This window comes from Pseudobacillus sp. FSL P4-0506, from assembly GCF_038003025.1.
In the GTDB taxonomy this organism is placed as follows: domain Bacteria; phylum Bacillota; class Bacilli; order Bacillales; family Domibacillaceae; genus Pseudobacillus.
This window is the reverse complement of the sequence record NZ_JBBOOI010000001.1, coordinates 2,827,754-2,852,035: the sequence shown is the minus strand read 5'-3', so window position 1 is coordinate 2,852,035 and position 24,282 is coordinate 2,827,754. Positions and strand designations below refer to the sequence as shown.

Below are 24,282 nucleotides of genomic sequence, written 5' to 3'. Positions count from 1 at the left end.
TAAAGGGGGAATGTGTAAATGAGTGATTTACTTACAGTAAAAAATTTATCCACTCAATTTCAAACAGAACGGGGAATTGCTCATGCGGTTCGCTTTGTGAATTTCTCCATCAAATCAGGAGAGACAATGGGAATTGTAGGCGAAAGCGGCAGTGGCAAAAGTGTGACAGCTAAATCGATCATGAGGCTTGTTGAAGGCCAAAACGGAAAAGTTGTATCTGGGGAAATGATTTTTGAAAATATTGATCTAGCGAAACAAACGGAAAAACAAATGCAGAAAATCAGAGGCAATTCAGTGGCGATGATCTTCCAGGACCCAATGACCTCTTTGAACCCTTTAATTAAAGTGGGCGCCCAGATTGCAGAGGTGCTTCGTTTTCATAAAGGAATGGCCAGGCAGCAAGCGAAACAAGAAGCAATCAGGCTCATGACTCAGCTTTCCATCCCTTCACCGGAAAAGCGTTATCATCAGTATCCGCACGAGTTTAGCGGGGGAATGCTGCAACGGCTAATGATTGCCATTTCATTGGCATGCAAGCCGAAATTGCTTATTGCCGATGAGCCAACAACCGCGTTAGATGTAACAATACAAGCGCAAATTCTAAGGCTAATGAAAGAGCTTCAGAAGCAATACGGAATGGCCATTCTGATGATCACTCATGATTTAGGCGTTGTAGCCGAAATTTGTGACAAAGTATCGGTTATGTATGCAGGTGAAATTGTTGAAAGCACAAGTGTGGAAAATATTTTTGAGAAACCGCTGCATCCTTATACAAAAGCGTTAATGGATTCAAGACCGAAGCTTGGTCATAGGGAGAAAACACTTAAATCCATCGAAGGCTCACCGCCTGATCTGGCAAAGGAGATTAATGGATGTCCTTTTGCTCCCCGCTGTGCTGTCAAAACAGAAATATGTGTGACAGAAAAACCTGCATTGAAACAACTCGCTCCTTCTCATTGGGCAGCATGTCATATGGCCGAAGTGGCAGTAAAGGAAGGAGGTGAGCGTCTTGACAGCCTTGCTACAAGTTGAAGGGTTAAAAAAATATTTTCCCGCTGGAAAAACGAATTTCCTTGGGAAGCATACACAGCTGCTAAAAGCCGTGGATGATCTTTCTTTCACTATCCGGGAAGGTGAGATATTTGGACTTGTCGGTGAGAGCGGATGCGGCAAGTCAACAACGGGCAGGTGTATTTTAAAGATTGAAGAGGCAACCGGCGGCAGTGTCTATTTTATGGGGAAAAATATTACTAGCCTTAAAGGGAAAGAGCTTTTACAGATAAGACGAGAAATGCAAATGATTTTTCAGAATCCCTATTCTTCTTTGAACCCAAGACTGACAATCCGTCAGACGTTGCAGGAAGTGTTAAAGGTACACCGGATAGCAACAGGAGATCAAGCAAAAGACAGGATCGTAGAGCTGCTAGAACAGGTCGGACTACCGACGGATGCGATGGACCGTTATCCGCATGAATTCAGCGGCGGACAACTGCAGCGCATTGTGGTGGCAAGAGCATTGGCTGTAAATCCTAAGTTTATTTTTGCGGATGAACCGGTTTCTGCCCTGGATGTTTCCGTGCAAGCTCAGATTTTGAATTTGCTGGCGTCACTGCGTGAAAAGCTAGGCTTGACGATACTTTTTGTGGCCCATGATTTAAGCGTTGTGGAGCATATCAGTGATCGGGTCGGAGTGATGTATCTGGGACAGATGGTGGAAATGGCCCAGGTGGAAGACTTATATGAAGAGCCGCTACATCCTTATACGAAAGCCTTAATACACTCAATTCCCATCAATAACCCGAAAGAAAAGAAAGAAAGAATTACATTGGAAGGAGATATTCCAAGCCCTATTGATCCACCAACGGGCTGCCGCTTCGCTTCCAGATGTCCTCAATGCTTTGCTCGCTGTACAGAAGCAGCGCCGATTTTTAAAGAAGTACAGCCGGGACATTTCGTAGCGTGTCATTTATATGCTAGTAACGAGAAATAGACTGGAACTTCCGTCTGGCCGGGAGATCGAGGTAAGTAGCTGATGTAGTTGAATTGTTGGCGCTAGATAGACTGCCGAGATTTTCGAGTAATGAGAAGGATGAAAAAGCTGTCTAATTTTACAAAAAAAGCAAACGGGGGAGAGGGAATGAGCTCACTAAAAGACCTTCTAGTGGAATTTGATGCCATTCATGGTGTATCAGGGGATGAAGAACGTGTTGCACAAGCTCTACAGGCTCATTTAAAGCCGGTGACAGACGAACACTTTGAAGATGCACTTGGAAATCAGGTATTTATCAAAAAGGGAAGCAACCCAGATTTTAAGGTTATGCTTGCGACACATATGGATGAAATCGGCTATATTGTTCATAACATTGATAGTCAAGGTTTCGTTTATATTTTACCAGTCGGTTATCACGACAACCGAACAGCATTCAACCAAGTGCTAACGATTTATACAGAAAAGGGCCCTGTAACAGGAATAACCGGGGGAAAGCCTGCACACATTGTGACACCAGAAGAGGCAAAACTCGCCATTCCTATTGAGGAGTTATATATTGACGTTGGAACGACAAGTAAAGAAGAAACGTTAGCGCTCGGCGTGCAGATCGGTGATTATCTGACATTTCAAAGAACGGGACAATTTCTAAATGACGGTAAGATTTTCACGGGAAAGGCTGTTGATAATCGTGCAGCCTGCGCAGTGATGGTGGAAGCAATGAAACGACTGGCAGACAAAAATATCGTTCCCACCGTTTATGGAGTGGGGACTGTGCAGGAAGAAATGGGCATCCGTGGTTCCGTCCCGATCTCGAACCGGATCCAACCTGATATCGGTCTTGCCCTTGATGTCTGCCTTTCCGGAGGAACACCTGCTTTAACTGAAAAAGACGTTGCAGTTACGCTTGGTGGCGGTCCCGCGCTTATGCTATATGACTGGACACCGAGTACCGGACACGGAAATAATGTCCCAAAGAAACTAACTCGCAAATTAATTCAAGCGGCAGAAAAAAACAATATCCCTTATCAGCGGGAAGTTGTTCTGAATGGCGGAACAGATGCCTGGGCCATGAGCGTAGCAGGCAACGGAGCTTTAGCTAGCTGCATTTCTTTTCCATCCCGTAATATCCACTCAGCAACTGGTTGTGTACATATAGATGATTTGGAATATTCTGTACAGTTGATTGTAGCATTTATTGAAGCCTTGCAGGAAAAAATATAAAAAGATAGGGGGCTATTCCATGAGTCAGGATAACCGACTTATGGAACAGCCCCTATTAGTAGGTTTTTAAAAAACAAAAGAGGTTTCCATAGGAATCAAGTCCATATCATGGGCTCATTTTCTTTCATTTATATAACTAATTTAAATAATAGTTTTGCAGTAACTATTCAATGGATCATTTTATTCAACGATTCTATCTGCTAATCGTTTCTCTTTCCAAGACACTGTGATAAATAGTGCAACCGCTAGAATAATGGCTGAAAAGATGTAAGGGAAATGGATGTTGAAATCAAACAGAATCCCTCCTATTGTAGGCCCTACAATATTTCCTAAGCTTGTATAAGTGGAGTTCATTCCTGCTACAAAACCTTGTTCATTTCCCGCAGTCCTTGAAAGAAAAGTGGTGAGCGCCGGCCGGAGCAGGTCAAAGGCTAAAAAGATAATACAAGTGACCATCAAAACAAGCCAGAAGTTAGTGACGACAGTTGAAGCAATAGCAAAAATGGCTCCAGTTATGAGGCATAATTGAATAAGCTTCTTTTCACCTAATACATGAATCATTTTTCCGAATAAAAAGACTTGGAAAATCATGCCGAATATCGAACTGATAGTAATAATATAAGCAATGTCCTTAGGGGTAAAACCAAATTTGTGATCAGAAAACAAACTAAAAACTGTTTCGTAAACTGATAACCCAAATGCCAGGACAAATACAATAATAAATGCCACAAAGTAAAGAGGATTTAATGACTTCTTTAACTCTTTTACAAAACTTGCTTTCTTGTTTTTAGAGGAAACAGCGGATAATTGTTCTTTTGTCAATGGCTCCTTAAGAATAAATAAGGAAGAAATAGCAGCAAGAAAAGCGATTGCTGCGGCACAAAAGAAAGGAACTCGAATGCCATATTCAGCTATAAACCCTCCAATGCCAGGGCCGATGATGAAACCGGTACTGATAGCCGCTGATAAATAACCTAATGCTTTAGGGCGTTCCTCTAAAGAGGTAATGTCTGCAATATAGGCTGTCACTCCCGGCATAATAAATGCTGCGCTGATTCCTCCTAGTATTCTTGAAAGATATAGGACTAAAACGTGCTTTCCTAATCCAAAAAGCAGCTCAGAAAGACAAAAGATAAACAATCCAATAATGATGATTTTTTTTCTGCCGAACTGATCTACCCATCTTCCGGCCACCGGGGACATTAATAATTGAGAAAAGGAGAAAGCGGCAACCATGTAGCCCATTGTGGCACCAGACAAATTCATTTCATTCATAAAGGAAGGCATAATGGGAATAATTAAACCAACCCCTAAAAAAGCAACAAAAATATTGCTTAATAATATAAGAAGTACTATTTTTTGATTACGAATCATAAGTGAGTATGCACACCTCTGCTTTCACGGGAAAATTTTCTCACAAACTTTTATTGATTCTATCGCTCCAACGAGATCCCTCTCCAAAACACTTTCCATGAAGCTTCCAACCTGTCTTCAACTTTTTTTAAGCTGTTCGTATAAACAAGCTCCACCATAATCGCATCGATGATACCTATATAAGCAATCGTTGGTATCTGGGGGTCTGTTCCATAAATAACTTTTGCTTCAATCCATTCACTAAATTTCTTTTCAAGAGACTCTTTTACTTGCTGTTCAATATCTATAATGTTCTTCTCTATTTCTTTCAATAAGTGATCCGGGGGAAAGAAGGACATTCGAAGCCAAAATTTCATATATTCATCCTTCTGAAATAACTGTGTAACCATAATTAAAAAACCGTACAGATCCTTCTCCGGGTGATTGACCGCTTTTTCATTAAAGTATTGCAACTTTGAAGATAATTCTACTTCTTTTGCATCTTGAAGTAATTGTAAAAATAAATCGTCTTTACTCTTAAAATGAGCATAAATCGATTGTTTCTTTATCCCTGCTTCCTCAGCAATTTGCGATAGGGAAGCTCCCTCATAGCCATGGAGGGTAAAATACTTGAGTGCTGCTTCTTTGATTTTATTGCTTCTCACACACCATCACCTCTTTTTTAACGAACGTTCGTAAGTTAATTTACCAGAGAATGGACCGGCAAGCAAGCTAATTCTTTCATATACAAAATAAATGAAAGACAGCCTTTATTTTAATTGCAGAATGAAAGCAGCCTCTTTTTTAGGTGAATGGCCGTAATGGCAGAAAAATTTGATATAGTTGCTCTAAGGATTCCAGATTCAAAATAATACCAAAATGATAAAGGGAGGATGTATGAAGGGAGAACTTTTCTGCAAGCTGTCTCTGTCTTTTTTGAGTGTGTTAGTCTCTTCAACGCTTATCGCCTGCTCCAATGATGAATCTTCTATAAAAACTCAAGAGGAAAAACGCAAGGCACAAGAAACAGAGTCTTTTACACAAGCTAAGCTCTATCTTGTTAAAAAAGATGGAAGGTATGGCTTTATAAATCAGAAGGGACAATTGATGATTCCTTATCTGTATAAGTCAGCACAAAACTTTTCAGAAGGATTAGCGATGGTAAGCAAGGATGGAAAACATTATGGATATATAGATACAAGTGGTAAGGTGAAAATCCCTTTATACCTTCAAAACCGTGAAGGAGAGCTGCCATTATACGGCGGTTCAAATGATCAGCTGGATTTCAATATGGGAAAAGTCACCTATTATGATAAAAAGGCAGACAGCACGGGTATCTTAACTAACAAAGGACAAAATCTTCATTCTCCAAAATATAACTATGATTTTATAGAGGAAGGATATATATTTGCGACTGACAAGAAAACAAATCAACAAGTCGTCTTAGATAAAAACGGCAAAAAGGTGTTTACACCTAAGAGAGGCGAGGTCGTTAGGGATATTTATAAGGATTATTTTGCCGTTACCACTGTTAAAGAAGACGATGAACAGGAAGAGTTTGAGATAGTCGATTTAGTAGATAACCATAATAAGGTTATCGTCGACGCTACAGAAAAAAAGATTATACAATGGAAATATGGGAACGAAGGACTGATTCCGTACTATACTGATGACTTTTTTGAAGGCGAGGGATATGTAAATGACAATGGAGAAATTGTCATCAAAGCCCGGTTTGACAGTGCCAGCCCATTTTCAGAAGGGATGGCGGTTGTTGGATTAACACCAGAACAAGCAGAAGATCCCTACGTTAGGAGCGGTTATATTAATCAGACTGGAGAAATAGTTATTCCCGTCATTTATGATACAGCTACAGATTTTAATGAGGGAGTAGCTTTAGTATCCAAAGACAACAAATATTTTTTCATTAATAAAACAGGAAAGAAACTATTCAATCAATCATTTAGCGATGCGCGTAATTTTCAAAGTGGGTTGGCTCTCGTGAAGAAGGGAAACAAGCTGCAATATATAAATAAAAAAGGAAAAGTAGTTTGGGGAAATGTGATAACGAATGACAAGGATTTATTCGCAGATTTTATCAATGATGCGTTTTGAAGCATCTGGAAGAACGGCACCCTTTCAATGAAAAAAGTTTGAAAGAGCTACGGGACAATAAAGTAATTTAAAAAGCCAAACAAGCATAACCCCGTCCTGGATTTAGGACGGGGCAAAAATGTACTTGGTTAATTTTGGTGCAAGATACTTCGTTACACTAATAAAGTCATTTGAAAATCTAAGGCTGATTATGCTAATCCAAGTAATTAAAAATCGGTGTGGAAAACGGATTCTAATTGATTTTCTTGTATTTTGGCAGGCAGCCTTCTCATGATTGCATTACTAATCTTAATTTGAAAGGGATTGTCTAATTGCGCTACTTTTCCAATGCGCCATGAAAGATTGATAATCTTTTTTGTCTTTGGCATTCTTAAATTTTCAAATTCAAGAAATGCTTCTTCCCTACACTTCTTATACTTTAAAATTTTGCTTAGTATGATTGCATCTTCAATGGCTTGACCTGCTCCTTGACCAATATTAGGGGTAGTGGCGTGAGCTGCATCACCAATCAGCAGAATTTTATCCAAAGCAAAGCGATTGGTAGGCTTGAGATCAATGATGTCATTCCATATGAGTTTTTCGTCTCCTGTCCATTTGATTAACTCAGGTACAGGGAAATGATAATCTTGAAAGGCATGAGACAATTCATTCGTTGTAAAAGCTGACATGTCTTTGCTTTGAAAAGGTGCGTTGATACATGCAAACCAGTATATCTGATTATTTGTCAGAGGGGCCATGCCGAACCGTCCTTTCGACCCCCATGTTTCGGTAAATTCCCCGGGTATGACAAATTCTTTTGGAGGCTTCACCACAGCACGCCAACAAGTATAACCTGAATAACGCGGATTTATGGTTGAAAGGGATTTTTTCCGTACGACGGAATGGATCCCATCCGCTGCTATAAGTGCATCACCTTCTATGGCATTTCCATCTTCTAGACGCACTGTAACTCCCGTTTCATTTTAATATCCTCCGTTGTCCACTTTTTCTTGTTTTATTGGATAGTGATCTTCAAAAAAAATGATTGCACGGAACAATTTTATTATCTACGACAGTATTAATATGTTTATGTCGCAGTTCGTTGGAAATGAGAAGGTGACTAGTGATATTTACATAATAAAATATAGAACATTATCAAACTTGTGATACGGAATATAGAGAAGAAGAGCTACAAAAACAAGCATAACGATAGCTAAAACAAGGCTACAAAAAGCTAAAAGTTTCTTCTCAGATCTTTTAAACAAAGAGGTCATACTTAAGATAAGTACTGTCGGAATACCAACATAAAAGGCGATCATTAAGTCAAATGCTAGTGGAGAACGAGCATGGATGACTGGTGAAGCAGCTAATAATATACCTAAGGTCAACGAAGTATAACTAAGCCAGGAATATCTTTTATTGTTTTTCATAACTTGCCTCATCTTTCACTTATAAAAACATTAATTACACATTTTAACTCATTTAGAATTAATATACAAACAAGGTTCGTGTGGCTGTCGTTTATTCAGTTGGGGGTATGGCTACATACTGGATTTGGTTCAGGAAAAATTGGAAGGAAGAAAAAAACAGCAAAGCTCCCGGCCTTTTAAAAAGTGTTGGCAATTTGGTGAAAGAGCCTAACCTTAAAAATACAGCAGAAATCGACTTAATTGAAAATGCAGATTGTGTAGTTATCGATGGACCATTGACGAAAGTGACGCCTAAATAATGTGAAGATGACACAATTATTTAGAAGGGTGGTAAGGTGCTTAACGTGATAAGAAGTCAGCAGGTTCGGATGTCTGGATAGGATGTTATTTAAACAGAAGTATAGGGAAGAGGGTGAGGCCCTCTTCAAGACGCTGTAAACCTAATGAAATACATCATTTTTGTTATCAATATATAGTGATCCATCTTTTTGAACTTCAGCATAGAAGACATCGGAAATAGAATTGATACCAGCTGATTGTAGTTGTTGATCTAACCACTCCTCGTTAAGATTTAACTTTTCTAAATTCTTTTTATCAATTTCGCCATCAGAAATCACAGACATAGGAAGAGGGAAAAAATCGGTATTAGTTTTTGGGGTGTTCATGCCGCTCTCAATCAAAGTCTGCTTTGGTTCCTTTTTTATTACGGAGAGAGTGCCATCTGTTTCAAAAATTGCGTAATCAACATCAGAGGTGGAAAATACGTTCTTCTTTCGTAATAAAGTGTTTAAAGAATCTATATCTAGCCGCGCCTTGCGGAGAGTATTTTCCATAATTTTTCCTTTTCTAATAAGAATGATTGGTTGTCCTACAATAGCATAACGTGCATTTTTAGATTTTATATCTAGAAATCCGAGAAAGATGGTGAAAGCGCTCCAGCCTAACAAAGAGATCAGTCCGTTACGAATACTTAGTGAGTTATCAATAGCAAGAGAAGCCCCTATAGTACCGATTGAAATAGCAGATACAAAGTTAAAAAAGGTCATTTGGGAAATTTCTTTTCTTCCAATAAGCCTTGTTAAAACTAATAAAGTAATAAAAGAAATAGAAAGCCTTAGAACTAGTTCTGGAACCGACATAGTTAAACTCCTTTCATTCATTATGGAAAGTAAATTACTACGTATTGTTCCAAACTTTTAAAATTTGATGTATCTTCTATTGATTTTTTTGAAAAATATAGAAATGATCAGTATGCCGTAGTTCGTTAAAATATAACAGATTAATAAATACCCCAATGGAAAATAAGGGCGCCAAAATATGAAGGCAGCGGGCAGCTGTTCTGTTATTTGGTGCCCTCTTTTACTTTATAGGAGGAAAGGGATATGAATGCATAACAATTAAAATTAAACTAAGGGGCAGTTTAATTGGAGAGGGAATGATAATTTTTAGAGGTTATTTTTGTCTTAATATCGAAACAAGGATTAGGGGAGTAGTCTTTTTATTGGAGGATATGTAATGAACATAAAAACAAAAAGGTTATTAATACGTAAATTTACATTCGATGATTGGCAAGCTGTCTATGAATATACTTCTGAGGTTAATGTAATGAAATACATACCAGAAGGTGTTTTGACTAAAGAAGATGTAAAAGAATTTATAAATAAAAACAAGGATGATGCGGCTGAGAAATTTGCTGTTGTATTAATAGACGAGAATATTGTTATTGGACACATCGTTTTTTTAAAGTATTTTGGTGAGCATACTTATGAGATTGGGTGGGTGTTTAACCCAAAATATCACAATAGAGGATATGCTTCTGAAGCAGCACGAGCGGTTTTAAAATTTGGTTTTGAAAAAATGAAGTTACATAGGATTATCGCAACGTGTCAACCAGAGAATATTCCATCATATCGAGTTATGGAGAAGATTGGAATGAGAAGGGAAGGATATTTTAAAAAATGTATCCCAAAGGAAAATGAATGGTGGGATGAGTATTATTACGCTATTCTAGAGGAAGAGTGGAAAATAGATAGTGTAAAGTTGTAAGGAATTGTTTAGCTATTTAAAAAGATGGAATGAATTTGGTTTTTCATTTCATCTTTTATTTTTTTACAGTAAAATAAGAATATTTCGAGAGCTGTTAACTGTAAAAAAGGTAGGAAATTTAATGGGAGGGAAGGCAATGGAGAAATTAGAATATGAATGGGTAAAACAAACAAGAAACATTTTATTAGACCAGTGTAAAGAATTAACGGAAGAAGAGCTTATCAAGGAACTTGACCTTGGTTTTCAAAGTATAAAAGATTCCTTCTTTCATATAGCGGGATGTTATCATGCTTGGTTAGGTTCTTTTGTGCTTTCAGCGACAACTACCCCACTTTACTCAAGAAAAGAAATTAATCAAATGCAACTAGAAGATATTAAACGTTATTTTCAACAAGCGGATGCATATGTAGAACAAGTATTTGAAAAATCTATTGAAGAGTTGAATACAGTTATCGAAAAGAAGCTTCCTTGGAGAACGGAAAGTGGATTTGTGAGAAAAACCCCCCACCAATTATTGGTTCATTCAATTACACACGAATTTCATCACAAAGGGCAAATTGTAGCAATGTTACGTCTGCTTGGCCACGTCCCTCAGAACACGGATATACTGGGATTGCCTGGTTTAGATTAGGGGGCTATGCTGCTTATTTAACTGCTGAAATTAAACCACGTTAATAATCACCTATCAAAACGATAATTAAGCAATTACTGTCTTTTTAAGAACAAAAGCAGATAGCTCTATTGTTTCGATATAAAGAAGGAACGAAATTCAATTTAACATGAGAAGAACATGATTTGATCAATCTTTTTTTCAAAACATGTTCTTTTTTGTTCATTTATCAAAATTAATAACATTGTTTCAATTAAACTTTATTCGAAAGCTACATCAGACGAGCACCTCAGTTATTTTAATAATTAATATTTTATTAATCCTCTTATTTGATCTGCCTAGACAAGCTTTCCATATTCTTCATAAGCTATAGTATAACACAATGAAGGGAGGAATAAATTTGTCAAATTGTCAAAGACTTGCAGATATTATCGGCGGTGAAGTAATTCAATCGACCCCTGCTTGTGTAATTATGCGTCTGCGAGATATTAGAGCAACTATTTTAGGCCGCAGGACCCTTTCTCCAGTAGCTCTTCCATTTATGTTATCTTTTGAAAATAATGGTCTTAACCTAGGGGAAACTGTGCTCCTCCAAAGAGAAGTTAATCCAATGCTCGATGCATTACGAAGAAGAGGACTGATCGTAACAGCGTTTCATAACCACTGGCTGTTTGAAGAACCACGGCTAATGTATATGCATTGGGAGAATGTTGGAATGGACCCCTTTGAGTTTGCTAGAGAAAGCTTTGAGGCTGCAAAAGAAGCCGGCCTTAAATTTTTTTGATAGTTTATGAGGAGCTGTTTCTTTCGACTTGCGAAACAGATAAAGTAACTTGAATACATTAAGAGCATGTTTTGAAAGAAGATTGTTCAAAACATGCTCTTTTTTTTCACTTATCGAGATGATCAGTAGTAATTTCATTTATTTAAGAAACTTTTATGCTATTCATTCTTTTCTCACATTTAGCTGTTATAAATGATGGTGTATACTCACATTTTTTCACATGATCTATCATAGAATCTTTAACTGTGATTTGTGAATAAAAAGGTCTTCAGCATAAGTGATTTGAAGATAGTTCTGATTGTTATTTAATAAAGAGTGGTGGGATAAAATGTTACCGATAGAAAGGCAACAACAAATTTTAACGTGGTTAGAAAAAGAAGAGACACTGCGCGTTTCAGATATCAGCAAAAGATTAGAAGTGTCCGAAATGACGGTTTACCGAGACTTAAAACCTTTAATTGATCAACAGAAAGTGTTTAAAACATCTAATGGAATTACTCTTATTGCCAACAGCTATGTTTCTTCTAATACTTGTTCTTATTGCTATAAGGATGCAAATACAAGACTATCTGTTCAATTAATTAAAAAGAATCAGCACGTGGAGAAAGCTTGTTGTCCTCATTGTGGACTTCTTCGGTTTCAAGATATAGAAAATGACGTCTCTCAAATTATTTGTCATGATTTTTTAAAAGATACAACGATAAGTGCTAAAACAGCAAGCTTTCTTTTGAATGCAGATATTAATTTGAATTGTTGCCAGCCGCAAGTTATTGCCTTTGAATCTACCAAACAAGCTAAACAGTTCCAATTAGGGTTTGGCGGACAAATATATCGTTTTAGAGAAGCTATTCAAGCTATAACTAGTGAAATGCATGACAAAGGCTGCTGCCATTTAAAACAGTAGAAAAATAGATATTTGATGGGGGTTTAGAGGTGAAAAAAAGCAACTACAATCGTTTATGGAGATGGCACTTTTATGCAGCCTTATTTATCGCACCGCTATTAATCACATTGACCTTAAGCGGTATTGGTTATCTATTTTATACAAATGTGGAAAATAGTGCTTACGACCATCTATTCTTTGGGAAGAGCGATAAAACCGAACAATTATCAATTGATGAAGGCATTGAGAACGCAGTAGAGCAATATAAAGGCTATTCTGTTTCAAAGATTATGGTATTAGAGGAACCGTATACTACACGCTTAACAATGACAAATAAAGCCGGCGACCAAAAATATGTATTTTTAGATGATAATTATCAAATGGTTGGCAGTTAAAACGCGGCATATACCTATTCAAATGTTATGAGATCAATACATAGTTCGCTTTTTGTAGGTGGAACCATTGTAAATTATTTAGTTGAATTAGCTGCCTGTTGGGCAATCTTCTTAATGTTTTCTGGTATGTACATGACATTTAAGGGACGGGCATTGAAGAAGAAACAGAATCCAACGAAGAGACAAAAAAATAAAAAATGGCATGCGTTCGCAGGAACAATTATTACCATTCCAATGATTGTGATTATTTTTACCGGCTTGCCTTGGTCAGCATTTATGGGGAATTTTATATACTCGATAGCTCAAGAGTATCCTTCTATCGGGACTCCCATTTTACAACAACAGCCGCCGGCTTCAGATATGAGTGAGATTCCATGGGCTACTCGTAAAAATGAGGCGCCCGCATCAAGTGAACCCCATGCACATCATGATATGGCGAATATGATGGATAGGCCAAATAAAAGCAATATGTTAAGTGTTCAACAATTGATGAATAAGATTGAGGGCTCCCATATTTTAAAACCATATTCAATTGTTTACCCAATGAGTGAAGCCGGGGTATATACAGTATCTAAGGGGAGTAATACTGGTGTAACCGGTTTGGATGTTAGCCCGTATGATGAAATGACAACTTACTTCGATCAATATAGTGGACAATTGATTTCAAAAGTGAGCTATCAGGATTATGGCATTTTAGCCAAATGGTTTACATGGGGGATCCCGCTACATGAAGGTCACTTATTTGGCTGGCCAAATAAACTGATTAACTTAGCTGTTTGTCTAACCTTCCTATTCGTCATTTTTTGGGGAATTAAAACGTGGCTATCTCGCAAAAAAGAGGGGAAACTCTCAGCTCCACCAAAAATATCAAGTGGTCTGTCGATTGGTTTTATCATCTTTATGGTAACTTTAGGTTTGATCATGCCTCTATTTGGTATTTCCTTAATTATCGTAGGTATTATTGAATGGATCATTCACCTTAAGCGGAAAAACATAAGCATTGTAAATTAATTGAATATGTTACGAGCGTGTGTGGATCAGTCTTTTTTTCACTTATCAAAGTTATTAGTCGTAACTGGATCGATCATTATTCCAAAGCGACAAGAGCTCGTATTTTATTCAGACAAAAACTGGACAGAACGGGCACCATCTTAGGCACCTTTTTATTTTCCCGTTGAGGGTAAGACAGGCCATTGAGCTAATGAAAGGTTTATCCCTTGGTATTTTCTCTCCTAACACGATTCCGGATACAACCCACCCGCTTTGTTAGTTTTTTGAATGTACTCAAAGAAAAGAACATGCAAGGCCAATTCGAAATGAATACTTTCCGAAGATTGAAAGCATCATCTGGTATAACGCATTAGAATGTCAGAGAAGCGGCATAAGACTATGGGAGTTGAAAAATTTAAGCGGGGGGCACCTCAAAGGGGGAGCGGGTGCATGATTCTTAATGAACAGCTGGGAGGAAGAGTAGTTGAATATCCTCCTCCACCAGCTGTTAGGTTACCGGTTGCTGATTATCATTGCCGCGGCGTGGCTAACCCTGTATTTGATGATGATTAAAAGCTTTAGGCAAATTGATTATGACGGTCGTTCCTTCACCGAGTTGACTATTAATTTCTATGGTACCGTTATGGTTTTCTATAATTCGTCTACACATCATAAGGCCTAAACCTGTCCCTTTTTCTTTTGTTGTGTAGAAAGGCTCAAATAGTCTTTTCTGTCTCTCTTGCGAAATGCCGCTCCCTTTATCGATAATTTCTATTGAGACACTCTCACCATGCATATTCTTAAGGGAAATAACTATTTCTTGCGTGGCAGGGTCAGTAGTGGCTTCAATCGCGTTTTGTATCAAGTTCATTAGTACCTGTGTTATCTGATTAGGATCGCATTGAATAGTAAATGTCTGATCGAAATGAATGGATTTAATAAGATGTATACCTTTTAAAGTAGCTTGAGGCTTCATAAATTCTACAACATGAGAGACCAAAGCCTTGATGTCCACTTCCCTAGTCTTCATGTTTTCTTTCGGTTTAGCTATAAAGATGAATTCGTTTACAATGGCATTAATTCTATTTAATTCTCTAAGAACAATGTCTATATAACTATCTATTGTTTTATCACTTGAAAGTTCCTTAATCATTTGAGCAAAACCGGTTACACACGTTAAAGGATTTCGAATTTCATGGGCAACCCCAGCTGCTAATTCACCAATTAACGAAAGCTTTTCTAGCTCTTGAATCTTGAGGGTGTTCTTTCGGTGCTCTGTAATCTCGATGGCTGTCCCATTTACTTCAATGACTCGTGAATTAATAATTACTGGAGTTAATGAAGTAAGATAATAGAATCCATTGAGGTTTCCTTCATAATTAATAATGCTGCCATTCCAAGCTTTTTCATAATAAGATTGTTTCTCATCTGCATGACTTTCAGGTAAGAAGTCATGCAAGGTTTTACCAACAATTATCGAGGGGGGAATCTCTATTTTTTTTAGAAAGTCACCTTCTGCAAATGTATGGATAAACTCATTGTTTTTCTTTATAAATTTAAATACAAATCCATTATGCTTCGGAATAAGATTTCGATAATCGATATAATTATCAAGAATGTTCTGAATAGTTCCAGTGTCATTATGAGTCATATTTGCATCCTCCGATTATTATGATGGTTAGTAAATACATTTTATGGGGTTTTTGTAATTTTTTTATTATACACTAGTTTGGGCTGTGTTTCTTTATAGTGTTAAACTTAAAGATAGAAAATCTCTAAAGATTGACAAAGGTCTTTTTTTTTATTGCTTGAAAAGGGAAGAAAATAGGTAAAGACTCAACGGTTTGACAGAGCTTTTAGTATTGATTATGTTGAAACGCCAGATGGGGATCCTGCCCACTAAAGATTTGTTCTCAAAAGGCTCCCTCGCAAGTTCCTGAAAATAGTTAGGGGAGAATACAAGAATTTTTGTAAGTAGGGTTACTGCCAGGTTTTAGTATACATTCTAAGTTTCTACGATATAATGACTCTACTCAGTTGTTTTAACGATAATCTGGAGACTAGCAAAGACATAGGGGGGACGAAGATGGAAATTAAATATGAGCTGACAAAAGATGATTACCTAGCGTTTAATCTTCATTACGTTAAGCATTCTAAAACTATAAAGCAGTCTTTATTCAGGCAACAATTTTTTGTGCCAATTATTTCCTTAATCCTGCCTTTTATTTTTCCTTTGGTTGCAGGAGAGTTTTCGGTTGGATTCTCCATTGTCTTTATGCTCGTCTCAGTCGTATGGATGATATTTTATCCAAAATATTTCTACTGGCATGTTATGAGCCATATAAACAAAAGCTTTAACGAGGGCAATAATGAGAATTTGTTAGGGGAGCATACATTTACATTTAATGATGCGGGGTTTATAGAAACGAACAGAGCAGGAGAAAGCCAGGTTAGTTGGTCCAGTATAGAAAAAGTAGAAGAGAATGACCAATATTTCTTTCTCTTCTTTAGTACTATGAGTGCCTATATTCTACCGAAACGTTCATTCTTGAATGAAACGGATCAGAAAAACTTTCAGCGTAGGATGGATCAACGAATTTCTTCAGCCGCTAGTAAGTAAGAGCTTAAATAGACTCCTTGTTATCCGTGGTTTTACTCTATAGAAAGAGTCATTATTTTGATTAAAGAATAATCAAAATAATGACTCTTTTTTAATGTTCCTGTTCCACTAATCTTGTTAAAATATTTAGTCCTTCTTTTAATTCTTCTAATGACGCATAGGCATAGGAAAGACGGATATGATGTAAGTCTCTTGTTTCATATATATATCCTGGGTTAATCAGCACATGCTGACTCAACAAATTTAGAAATAATGCCTTATTTACGATAGGTTTATGGAACCTGATCCATATGTAGAAGCCACCCTCAGATTTTTTCCACGTAGCTATTTTTTGAAATCGCTGCTCTAAAATTCCTTCTACAAATGCCGCCCGCTTTTTCAATTGTTCTCGAAGTTGAACCAAATGCCTTTCGTATAAACCAGTTGCTATCCAATGGGCAACGATTTCTTGGGAAAAGGCGCTTGAGCCGTAATCCGTTTGCATTTTAATATCAGCTAATCGTTTAATAACAGGAGAAGGGGCAACTACCCAACCAATCCGCAATCCCGCACTGAGCGTTTTGGATACACTGCCGATATAAAGCACTTGACCGGACGTGTCAAACGACTTTATGGCAGGCGAAGTGGAGTCGAATAATAATTCATGATAGACATCATCTTCAATAATCGGGATTTGCAGTTCTTTGCATGCATGATATAGTGTTTGTTTTTCCTTCATCGACCAATTGTGTCCGGTCGGATTGTGCAAGGTCGGCACACAGTAAAATAAAGATTGTCTTTTTCTTTTGAGTGTCCTTAATTTGTCTGCTAAATGGTCATCCCTTGAAACTGCAGTCATGCGCATGCCTGCAGATTGAAAGAGATGAATGGAATTTAGATACGATGGCTGCTCCTGAAAAACAATGGAGCCTGCTTCTAATAAACCAACAGCGATTAATTGAAGAGCTTGAAGGGCGCCTGAAACAATTAAAATGTTCTCCGGCGCTGTTTGAATACCTCGTTTTTTTAAGTAGCTACATAGAATGACGCGAAGCTTTTCGCTTCCTTGAGGAGAGGAATAACCGATGGCTTTTGGATTGAGCGAGATTTCTTTTAACGACTGTTCCATTTGTTTTGTTGGAAGTAAGTCGGGGGATAACTCACCTGTTCCAAGGCGGATGACATGATCCATCTGCTCATGCTCATTGATAAGCTGAATCGTATGGTAATTTGGTTTGTGAATACTGGATTCAATATGCTGCTGCCAGTTCGGCTGAGATCTATTCACAAGCACATTCCACGAATTATTGGCCACAAAGACGCCCGACCCTTTTTTCGATTCAAGAAAACCATCTGCCCTTAAGTCATCAAGCGCAAGTTGAACAGTGCTCCGATTGACGTTAAATTGCATTGCCAGCTGGCGTTGCGTGGGAATTTTTGTGCCAACTGTCCAATCCCCTCGTTCAATCTGAATCTTTATCCAATCTACAATTTGCTCTTGGATGGTTAAATGAGAATGACGGTTGGGTTTCCAATTCATTGAATTCCCTCCTAAATTGGGTGGATAAAAAACCATCCAATTGGCTGTTTTCTTTTAGTTGTATCATAGTACGATAGTAATTGGAAGGGAGTTGATGACATGGATGCCATTATCCACGGGATCATTTTAGCCTTTGGTCTTATTTTGCCTTTAGGCGTGCAAAATGTATTTGTATTTTCGCAAGGAGCCACACAGCCAAAACTGTTTCAAGCACTGCCGGCGGCTATTACAGCTGCATTGTGCGATACACTTTTAATTATCTTAGCCGTGTTTGGTCTATCCGTGATTGTTTTACAATTTGAATGGCTACGGGTTAGTCTCATGATCGTCGGAATTTTATTTTTGCTTTACATGGGGTACGCTATTTGGCGGTCTGCGCCAATGGATACGGAAGAGAATAAAGCATTATCAATCCGGCGGCAAATTATTTTCGCTTTATCTGTTTCTTTACTAAATCCTCATGCTATTTTAGACACAGTGGGAGTGATCGGGACAAGTGCATTAAGATATGTTGGCACAGAGCAAGTTTTTTTTACAATCGCCTGTGTGACAGTGTCTTGGATTTGGTTTTTTGGATTGACGATTGCAGGTGCGATTATGAAAAAGCTTGATGGTACAGGAGGGTTAATGAATATATTCAACAAATGCTCTGGTCTATTTATCTGGGGAACTGCCGTTTATCTGTTGATTGGATTGATATGACAAACAGCAAACAATAACAATATTATGTCTAGTGAAGACTCTTCTTTTATCGTTTGTCACAATGAGAATACTAGTTAGAATTTGAACGATATATATGGATACATAGAAAGAGGCTATCTCATCTTCTTGTCGATCATGAACCATAAATATAAGAGCCATTTGATTTATCAAAAAGCGAGGAAGCCTGCAAAAAATGCAGGCTTTTTTTATGGTGGTGCCTGTTTTATTGTACTGAATGGTAAAACAGGCAGGTTCAGGACTTTTAATTTGCAAATTCTATCTTTACAAATGGTTTTTCCGAGAGTATAGTAGCTATTATCAATTTAATGTTTACATTAAATCATACCTAATATCGCTTAATTCTTGAGGAAGTGGGGGACCCATTTTTGTGCATAGCACTTGGGGTGAATCCTTCGTTAGAAGGTAGGGCTACTTTCAAGGCCCGAGTCCGACAGCTAACCCCATCAGCGTTTTGAAAGGAGGTTTGCTTTGTGTTGTGTAAAGAACACTAAGTAGGGCTTCTTAGTGTTTTTTTGTTGCCCTGCTTTCAACATTAGTCCATTGCCCTTTAAGAAAAATTTAGGATTGAGAAGTGAAGAAGATACTATCGTGAACAGCAAATCCAATCATTTTATGGATCCCCCTAAGATCTTAGCAGGCGGATTTGCTCTTGTTATTTTGTTAGGAGCTTATCTTTTGACGTTGCCAGCGGCGACAAAAAACGGAGAGGGCCTATCCTTTTTAGATGCCCTTTTTACATCCACGTCTGCCACGTGTGTAACGGGCCTGGTTGTTGTTGATACAGGCACCACGTTTTCCACCTTTGGCCAGCTTGTTATTTTGGGCCTCATCCAAATTGGGGGGCTAGGCTTTATGTCGGTTGCAACGCTGTTTGCTTTTTTGGTGAAAAGAAAAATTTCCTTGAAAGAACGATTGATTTTACGGGAAGCTTTTAATTCCCCGGCCATTGAAGGGATTGTTAAACTCGTAAGGCGGGTTTTGCTTTTCACACTTGCCTGTGAGTTTATCGGGGGGATATTGCTTACCATTCGTTTCTCTTTTGATATGCCGATAGGGAAAGCGATGTATTATGGATTTTTTCATGCTATTTCCAATTTTAATAATGCAGGATTCGACCTTATGGGTGAATTTAGAAGTTTAACCGGCTATGTAGATGATCCAATCGTTGTATTAGTGATCTGCTCGTTAATCATTATGGGAGGCATCGGGTTTGTCGTCATGAACGAATTGTATGACTACCGGAAGAGAAAACACTTATCTCTACACACAAAAATTGTTCTGGTGACAACCTTCTTGCTAGTTGGAGTAGGAACGGTTTTAATTTTCTTGTTGGAATTTCACAATACAAAAACATTGAAGCCTTTATCGTGGACGGGGAAGTTTTTAGGCGCTTTGTATCAATCAGTAACAGCGCGTACAGCGGGATCGAACACACTAAATATTGCTGATTTGACAGATACATCTTTGTTCTTGATTATCTTTTTAATGTTTATTGGTGCTTCTCCTGGTTCTACAGGTGGAGGGATTAAGACAACGACTTTTGCTACGCTGGTTGGAGCGGTCATGTCCCAGATTAAAGGGAAGGAAGAGGTTGTTTTTTTCGAAAGACGAATTGATTATAAATTAATCTATAAGTCTCTTACGATTATATTAAGCAGCCTATCAGTTGTTGTTATTGTAACAATGATTTTAACGATTACGGAAACAGGCAAGGGATTTTTGATGATTGTTTTTGAAGCTACGTCAGCTTTTGCCACAACAGGGCTATCGATGGGATTAACACCGGATTTAACTCCTATCGGCAAGGTGGTCATCATACTCGCCATGTTTACAGGAAGGTTAGGCCCTTTAACGTTAGCAGTAGCACTTACGCTGAACCGTCAGCCTGATCGGTTCCGTTATACAGAAGAAAAAATAATGATTGGATAAGTTTATGCCATTATGCAGGAGGATTTACGGATCGTGATTAGAGAATTAATCAGCCAATGCTTTTCACGTATTGGTTCAGCACACATTCACCTTGTTTTAGATAAGAGAGAGTTTGCTCCAGGAGAAAAAGTGACTGGATACTTCTCTCTTGAAGGCGGGTGGTTTGAACAGGAAATTAAGAGGCTTGAATGTGATTTAGTCGTCACAGACAGCAAGACGCAAACAGAGCAACTGGTTGAAGGGGCTGTGACAAGACTGATGTCAAAATCAATTGTCTCCAAAGAATCAGATCAAATCCCATTCACGTTCCTGTTGCCAGCTGAATTAGATTCTTCATCTGATAGCCGCTCATATCGTTTTCACACGAGAGTCGTTTTTAGCAATGGAGCCAAAAGCATGGAACACGATGAAATTAAAATTTTGAGATAAAGGCATTAACAGTGACGAAAACAAGGCATCCCTGAGTGTTCAGGAAGATGCCTTGTTTTGCTTTTGGCAAAATCATGAAATGGTTAAAAAGGGAAGTAGATAAGAGGGAGGTGACTCATCATAAAATTGTTTCAGTTCCTAATTATGTCTTTTGCGTATTCTTTCATAATTTTGTCAGAGGATGAATTATCGGCAAGGGAGATGGTTTGGATAAAAAAAGATCCAATCAATCAAGAATGTTAAAAATGAACGTTCTATAATGGATTAAAAGGATAAAAAATTTTACAACAAGCAATAGCGCAGCAAAAGCTTTAGCAAATAACTTTTTTATTTTATTTTTATATAGATCACATTCAAATTTAAAAAAAGATGGATTATTAAGCGGCATGTTTACAAAAGAATATGACCGTCGGCTTAATAAGTCGTGTTAAAAAGCATCTCGTTTCATTTTTAAAATATCTCAATATTAGTAGTATACTTAACAAATGAGATAAAATGATATAACTTCCTATAATTTATATTATGTTAACTAAAATAAAACGTAAATAACATGGTCTAACTAATCTTCTCCCCTTTAGTCCTCCTAATAATTATTATCTCGCAAATTTTACATAATCCTTGTATACTTCTACTTCGCGCATGACTGTCTCACTAACTGCCGATCTTTCACCTTAGCTTGGCGCTACATATATCACAGAAATATAAACGTATATGAAATACACTGCGGGAATGAGTGAAATAATTATGCCGAGTAATCTAGTTTCTAACTTATACTGCAAAACTAAGCCAATAATCCAAACTAGTAACCAGATCAGTATGCGATAATCATTTGTGGGCTCATCCGTGTCTGCTATTCCGCTAATTAAAAAGCCTATAAAACTAGAAAAAGCAACAAATAATCCGGTCACAACATTCATGATAATCCATACAATTCGACTCATTTAAGTTCGACCTCTTTCTTTGCAGCGTTTTAATACGAACCTCCGAAATAGTCACGCAGAAAATGCGCTCTGGGGGTATGTGTTTGTTTGACAATCCTTTGAGGTGTTTTTGGATGAACTTCTGCTGCTCCTTGAATTTAGAGAACATTAAACATCATGGATACATGTTTTGGGGAATTTTTGTATTTATCCTTTGAGAGAAAACGTTGAATCGTTAAAGTAGACAAAGAATTATTAGTTTACATAATTACAGAGACTATTCTATTTTCTAACGCATACTAAAAGCCAATCTACTTCTGTAAGTATGTAAGTGGAATTATTTGCTGCCCAGGTTGTTTACAGCCATTTGAATACTCCGGGTCTAGGTAAAGAAACAAGAGTGCCTCCTCCCTCTTGTTTCACTCGTTTTCTCTTAAAGACATAATAAGTCCGATCAAGAAAATGAGCGGAAACAAATACCATATGATCAATGCTGCCAACAATGATAGTAATGGATAATACTATGACAATCGCCGCTTTATACCACCTTCCTTTCTTGTCGTACTATCATTTTTTAACCTATATACCTACATAAATGCATATAAAGGCGATCCTGAATAGCGGATCGCCTCCTTCCTTTATTTCATAAGATTTTTTGACGGTTCTTGGTAGACGGGTTCTGTTTCAGAATGGATTAAATGATTGGTCCCTAGACTGATAATTATGGCTACAATGACATTGACCGCTACCGCAATGGCTCCTGTGTTGATATCGTTAAGGACCGGAGGAATAGACGGGAAGAAATCAACCAGCTTAGCGGATGTAACCGTTGCATATAAAACGATGGCAACTCCCGTAATGATTCCTGCCATGGCACCGAACTTATTCATGGCACGCTGGTTGAAAAAGCTGAATAACAATGCCGGAACAAGTTGGGCAATTAAACTGTAAGACATAATATTCAATATTGCTAAAGCATTGCCGCCTGTAATCGTGAAAACGAACGCAATGACGATAATGACTAAAACGAAGACTTTGGAAACAATCAACTGCTGACGATCAGAAGATTTGGGGGCTATCAATTTATAAAATCCCGTCATTAATCCAATGGAAGCAGACATTAACATCACAGAGACTGGAACTAAGGCTGTGAGCAAGCCAGCCGCTCCGACAATGCCCACCACCCATGGATCAAATGTTTGAAGAGTTAAACGCAATAAAGATAAATCTCCATCCGCTCCTTGTAACCCCGGGATCTGTATGATAGCTGCAAAGCCGATGAAAAATGCGAATAACAGGAGCAAGGTATATAAAGGCAAGGTGATCGCATTTCTTTTCAATGACTTCTCTCCCTTGGCGGATAAAACAACGGAAAAGGAATTCGGCAATAGATAAAAACTGAAGGCATTTAGGATCACCGTAGACACGAACCAGGAAATGCTCAACCCTTCAGTTGATAAAACGAGGCTTTCAGGTTTGACTGCTTCTACCGCTTTGAATAGAGGCTGAATTCCACCAAAGTAATGGAAAGGAATATATAGTCCAAGAAAAACGATAACAAACAAAATCATGATGTCTTTAAGAACGGCAGTCCAGGCGGATCCGTGAATTCCTGAAATAACGACATATATAGTAGCAATGACAGCTCCTATCGTACTTGCTGCAAGCGGACTAATACTTCCATAAGACGCTTCTGAGACGATGATTCCCAGACCTTTGAGCTGGATGACGATGTAGGGAATCAACGCGATCGTTCCGATAAAGCTCACTACCAGACCTAATATGGGACTGTTAAATTTTGAAGCAAAATAGTCAGGCTGAGAGATGATGTTATGCTGTTTAGCATAGCGCCAAATGTTCGGAACGATCCAATACGAAACGACGTAAGCCAGACAAATATAGGCAGGGACATAGAATGCGGCTGCACCTTTTGAATACGCCCATCCGCTGCCACCCAGAAAGGTAAAAGTTGTATATACCTCACCAGCGATCAGCAGGAAAACAAAAAGGGTACCGAACCCTTTGTTTCCAACGGCAAATTCATCTACATTCATTTTCTTCCCATGTGTGGCTCGAATACCGAGAAAGAGAGCAATCGCAGCGAAGGCGAATATGATAATCAATGCGATGTTCATTATTCTTCGCCTCCCTGGTTAGCAGGATCATACTTATAGACGATAGCCAGGATAGCTGATGACAAAATCATCCATAATACGATCCAAAACAGCAGGAATGGCAATCCCAATACATACGGTTCAATTTTATTGACAAATGGCAGCAAGAAGCATATTCCGATGAAAGGCACAATGAGCAATAGTTTAATCATAATTCCACTCCTCCTATTGATAG

The 24,282-nt window shown here is 38.0% G+C and carries 23 protein-coding genes, 1 pseudogene and 1 riboswitch; of the genes and pseudogenes, 15 read left to right on the top strand and 9 right to left on the bottom strand.

Going from position 1 to position 24,282, the window contains the following annotated elements; translation table 11 throughout:
- Window positions 1-18 precede the first annotated feature (18 nt).
- The 3 genes from MKZ02_RS14335 to MKZ02_RS14325 all read left to right on the top strand — a co-directional run bounded on the left by MKZ02_RS14335 (window position 19) and on the right by MKZ02_RS14325 (window position 3,211).
- Window positions 19-1,032, top strand: a complete 1,014-nt coding sequence (locus tag MKZ02_RS14335; protein ID WP_340854169.1) for an ABC transporter ATP-binding protein — start codon at window positions 19-21, stop codon at window positions 1,030-1,032.
- Window positions 1,010-1,990, top strand: coding sequence for an ABC transporter ATP-binding protein (locus tag MKZ02_RS14330; RefSeq protein WP_340854167.1), 981 nt, complete (start codon window positions 1,010-1,012; stop codon window positions 1,988-1,990). Before MKZ02_RS14335 ends, MKZ02_RS14330 begins: the two co-directional genes overlap by 23 nt.
- Before the next feature lie 147 nt (window positions 1,991-2,137).
- A complete protein-coding gene (locus MKZ02_RS14325; RefSeq protein WP_340854166.1) occupies window positions 2,138-3,211 on the top strand; it encodes a M42 family metallopeptidase in 1,074 nt (357 codons plus the stop codon).
- A gap of 180 nt (window positions 3,212-3,391) precedes the next feature.
- On the opposite strand, the gene MKZ02_RS14320 is transcribed toward MKZ02_RS14325, so the two are convergent.
- Complete coding sequence (locus tag MKZ02_RS14320) at window positions 3,392-4,585, bottom strand: MFS transporter (RefSeq protein WP_340854164.1); 1,194 nt, start codon at window positions 4,583-4,585, stop codon at window positions 3,392-3,394.
- A gap of 59 nt (window positions 4,586-4,644) precedes the next feature.
- Window positions 4,645-5,229, bottom strand: a complete 585-nt coding sequence (locus tag MKZ02_RS14315; protein WP_340854163.1) for a TetR/AcrR family transcriptional regulator — start codon at window positions 5,227-5,229, stop codon at window positions 4,645-4,647.
- A 232-nt stretch (window positions 5,230-5,461) separates the two neighbouring features.
- Between MKZ02_RS14315 and MKZ02_RS14310 the strand changes: the two genes are divergently transcribed.
- A complete protein-coding gene (locus tag MKZ02_RS14310) occupies window positions 5,462-6,676 on the top strand; it encodes a WG repeat-containing protein (RefSeq protein WP_340854162.1) in 1,215 nt (404 codons plus the stop codon).
- Between the two features lie 206 nt (window positions 6,677-6,882).
- On the opposite strand, the gene MKZ02_RS14305 is transcribed toward MKZ02_RS14310, so the two are convergent.
- Complete coding sequence (locus MKZ02_RS14305) at window positions 6,883-7,620, bottom strand: FAD-dependent monooxygenase (RefSeq protein ID WP_340854161.1); 738 nt, start codon at window positions 7,618-7,620, stop codon at window positions 6,883-6,885.
- A 165-nt stretch (window positions 7,621-7,785) separates the two neighbouring features.
- On the bottom strand, window positions 7,786-8,085 hold the full coding sequence (locus tag MKZ02_RS14300; protein ID WP_120031224.1) for a hypothetical protein: 300 nt from the start codon (window positions 8,083-8,085) through the stop codon (window positions 7,786-7,788).
- 107 nt (window positions 8,086-8,192) lie between these two features.
- Here MKZ02_RS14300 and MKZ02_RS14295 point away from each other — a divergent pair, with 107 nt between their 5' ends.
- The gene (locus MKZ02_RS14295) at window positions 8,193-8,384 is read left to right on the top strand and encodes a hypothetical protein (RefSeq protein WP_120031226.1); all 192 of its coding nucleotides are present in this window, start codon (window positions 8,193-8,195) and stop codon (window positions 8,382-8,384) included.
- Between the two features lie 141 nt (window positions 8,385-8,525).
- On the opposite strand, the gene MKZ02_RS14290 is transcribed toward MKZ02_RS14295, so the two are convergent.
- On the bottom strand, window positions 8,526-9,224 hold the full coding sequence (locus tag MKZ02_RS14290; protein WP_340854160.1) for a DUF421 domain-containing protein: 699 nt from the start codon (window positions 9,222-9,224) through the stop codon (window positions 8,526-8,528).
- Window positions 9,225-9,600: 376 nt separating this feature from the next.
- Between MKZ02_RS14290 and MKZ02_RS14285 the strand changes: the two genes are divergently transcribed.
- From MKZ02_RS14285 to MKZ02_RS14260, 6 genes and pseudogenes are all read left to right on the top strand, one after another.
- Window positions 9,601-10,131, top strand: a complete 531-nt coding sequence (locus MKZ02_RS14285) for a GNAT family N-acetyltransferase (RefSeq protein WP_340854159.1) — start codon at window positions 9,601-9,603, stop codon at window positions 10,129-10,131.
- Between the two features lie 136 nt (window positions 10,132-10,267).
- On the top strand, window positions 10,268-10,762 hold the full coding sequence (locus tag MKZ02_RS14280) for a DinB family protein (protein WP_340854158.1): 495 nt from the start codon (window positions 10,268-10,270) through the stop codon (window positions 10,760-10,762).
- 379 nt (window positions 10,763-11,141) lie between these two features.
- A complete protein-coding gene (locus tag MKZ02_RS14275; RefSeq protein WP_340854157.1) occupies window positions 11,142-11,525 on the top strand; it encodes a DUF1259 domain-containing protein in 384 nt (127 codons plus the stop codon).
- Between the two features lie 328 nt (window positions 11,526-11,853).
- Window positions 11,854-12,429: a DeoR family transcriptional regulator gene (locus MKZ02_RS14270; protein WP_340854156.1), complete on the top strand. Its 576-nt coding sequence runs from the start codon at window positions 11,854-11,856 to the stop codon at window positions 12,427-12,429.
- A 29-nt stretch (window positions 12,430-12,458) separates the two neighbouring features.
- Window positions 12,459-13,814 (top strand): annotated as a pseudogene (locus MKZ02_RS14265) (PepSY-associated TM helix domain-containing protein).
- A 429-nt stretch (window positions 13,815-14,243) separates the two neighbouring features.
- On the top strand, window positions 14,244-14,366 hold the full coding sequence (locus tag MKZ02_RS14260) for a hypothetical protein (protein ID WP_340854155.1): 123 nt from the start codon (window positions 14,244-14,246) through the stop codon (window positions 14,364-14,366).
- Here the strand turns inward: MKZ02_RS14260 and MKZ02_RS14255 are convergent.
- A complete protein-coding gene (locus MKZ02_RS14255; RefSeq protein ID WP_340854154.1) occupies window positions 14,341-15,444 on the bottom strand; it encodes an ATP-binding protein in 1,104 nt (367 codons plus the stop codon). The genes MKZ02_RS14260 and MKZ02_RS14255 overlap by 26 nt on opposite strands.
- A gap of 435 nt (window positions 15,445-15,879) precedes the next feature.
- Between MKZ02_RS14255 and MKZ02_RS14250 the strand changes: the two genes are divergently transcribed.
- A complete protein-coding gene (locus MKZ02_RS14250; RefSeq protein ID WP_340854153.1) occupies window positions 15,880-16,413 on the top strand; it encodes a YcxB family protein in 534 nt (177 codons plus the stop codon).
- A 91-nt stretch (window positions 16,414-16,504) separates the two neighbouring features.
- Here MKZ02_RS14250 and MKZ02_RS14245 read toward each other — a convergent pair whose 3' ends face one another.
- Window positions 16,505-17,932 (bottom strand): aminotransferase-like domain-containing protein, encoded by a 1,428-nt coding sequence (locus MKZ02_RS14245; RefSeq protein ID WP_120031236.1) that lies wholly within the window; start codon window positions 17,930-17,932, stop codon window positions 16,505-16,507.
- A gap of 99 nt (window positions 17,933-18,031) precedes the next feature.
- Between MKZ02_RS14245 and MKZ02_RS14240 the strand changes: the two genes are divergently transcribed.
- The 3 genes from MKZ02_RS14240 to MKZ02_RS14230 all read left to right on the top strand — a co-directional run bounded on the left by MKZ02_RS14240 (window position 18,032) and on the right by MKZ02_RS14230 (window position 21,013).
- Entirely contained in the window at window positions 18,032-18,634 is a 603-nt protein-coding gene (locus tag MKZ02_RS14240; RefSeq protein ID WP_340854152.1) for a LysE/ArgO family amino acid transporter, read from the top strand.
- A 343-nt stretch (window positions 18,635-18,977) separates the two neighbouring features.
- A riboswitch (cyclic di-AMP (ydaO/yuaA leader) is annotated at window positions 18,978-19,118 on the top strand.
- A gap of 149 nt (window positions 19,119-19,267) precedes the next feature.
- Window positions 19,268-20,584, top strand: a complete 1,317-nt coding sequence (locus MKZ02_RS14235) for a TrkH family potassium uptake protein (RefSeq protein ID WP_340856407.1) — start codon at window positions 19,268-19,270, stop codon at window positions 20,582-20,584.
- Between the two features lie 33 nt (window positions 20,585-20,617).
- Window positions 20,618-21,013, top strand: a complete 396-nt coding sequence (locus MKZ02_RS14230; RefSeq protein ID WP_259455530.1) for a sporulation protein — start codon at window positions 20,618-20,620, stop codon at window positions 21,011-21,013.
- 1,558 nt (window positions 21,014-22,571) lie between these two features.
- Here the strand turns inward: MKZ02_RS14230 and MKZ02_RS14225 are convergent.
- Both MKZ02_RS14225 and MKZ02_RS14220 read right to left on the bottom strand, forming a co-directional pair.
- Window positions 22,572-24,068, bottom strand: coding sequence for a sodium:solute symporter family protein (locus MKZ02_RS14225; protein ID WP_340854150.1), 1,497 nt, complete (start codon window positions 24,066-24,068; stop codon window positions 22,572-22,574).
- Window positions 24,068-24,259, bottom strand: coding sequence for a DUF3311 domain-containing protein (locus tag MKZ02_RS14220; protein ID WP_120031247.1), 192 nt, complete (start codon window positions 24,257-24,259; stop codon window positions 24,068-24,070). Before MKZ02_RS14220 ends, MKZ02_RS14225 begins: the two co-directional genes overlap by 1 nt.
- Window positions 24,260-24,282: the final 23 nt, after the last annotated feature.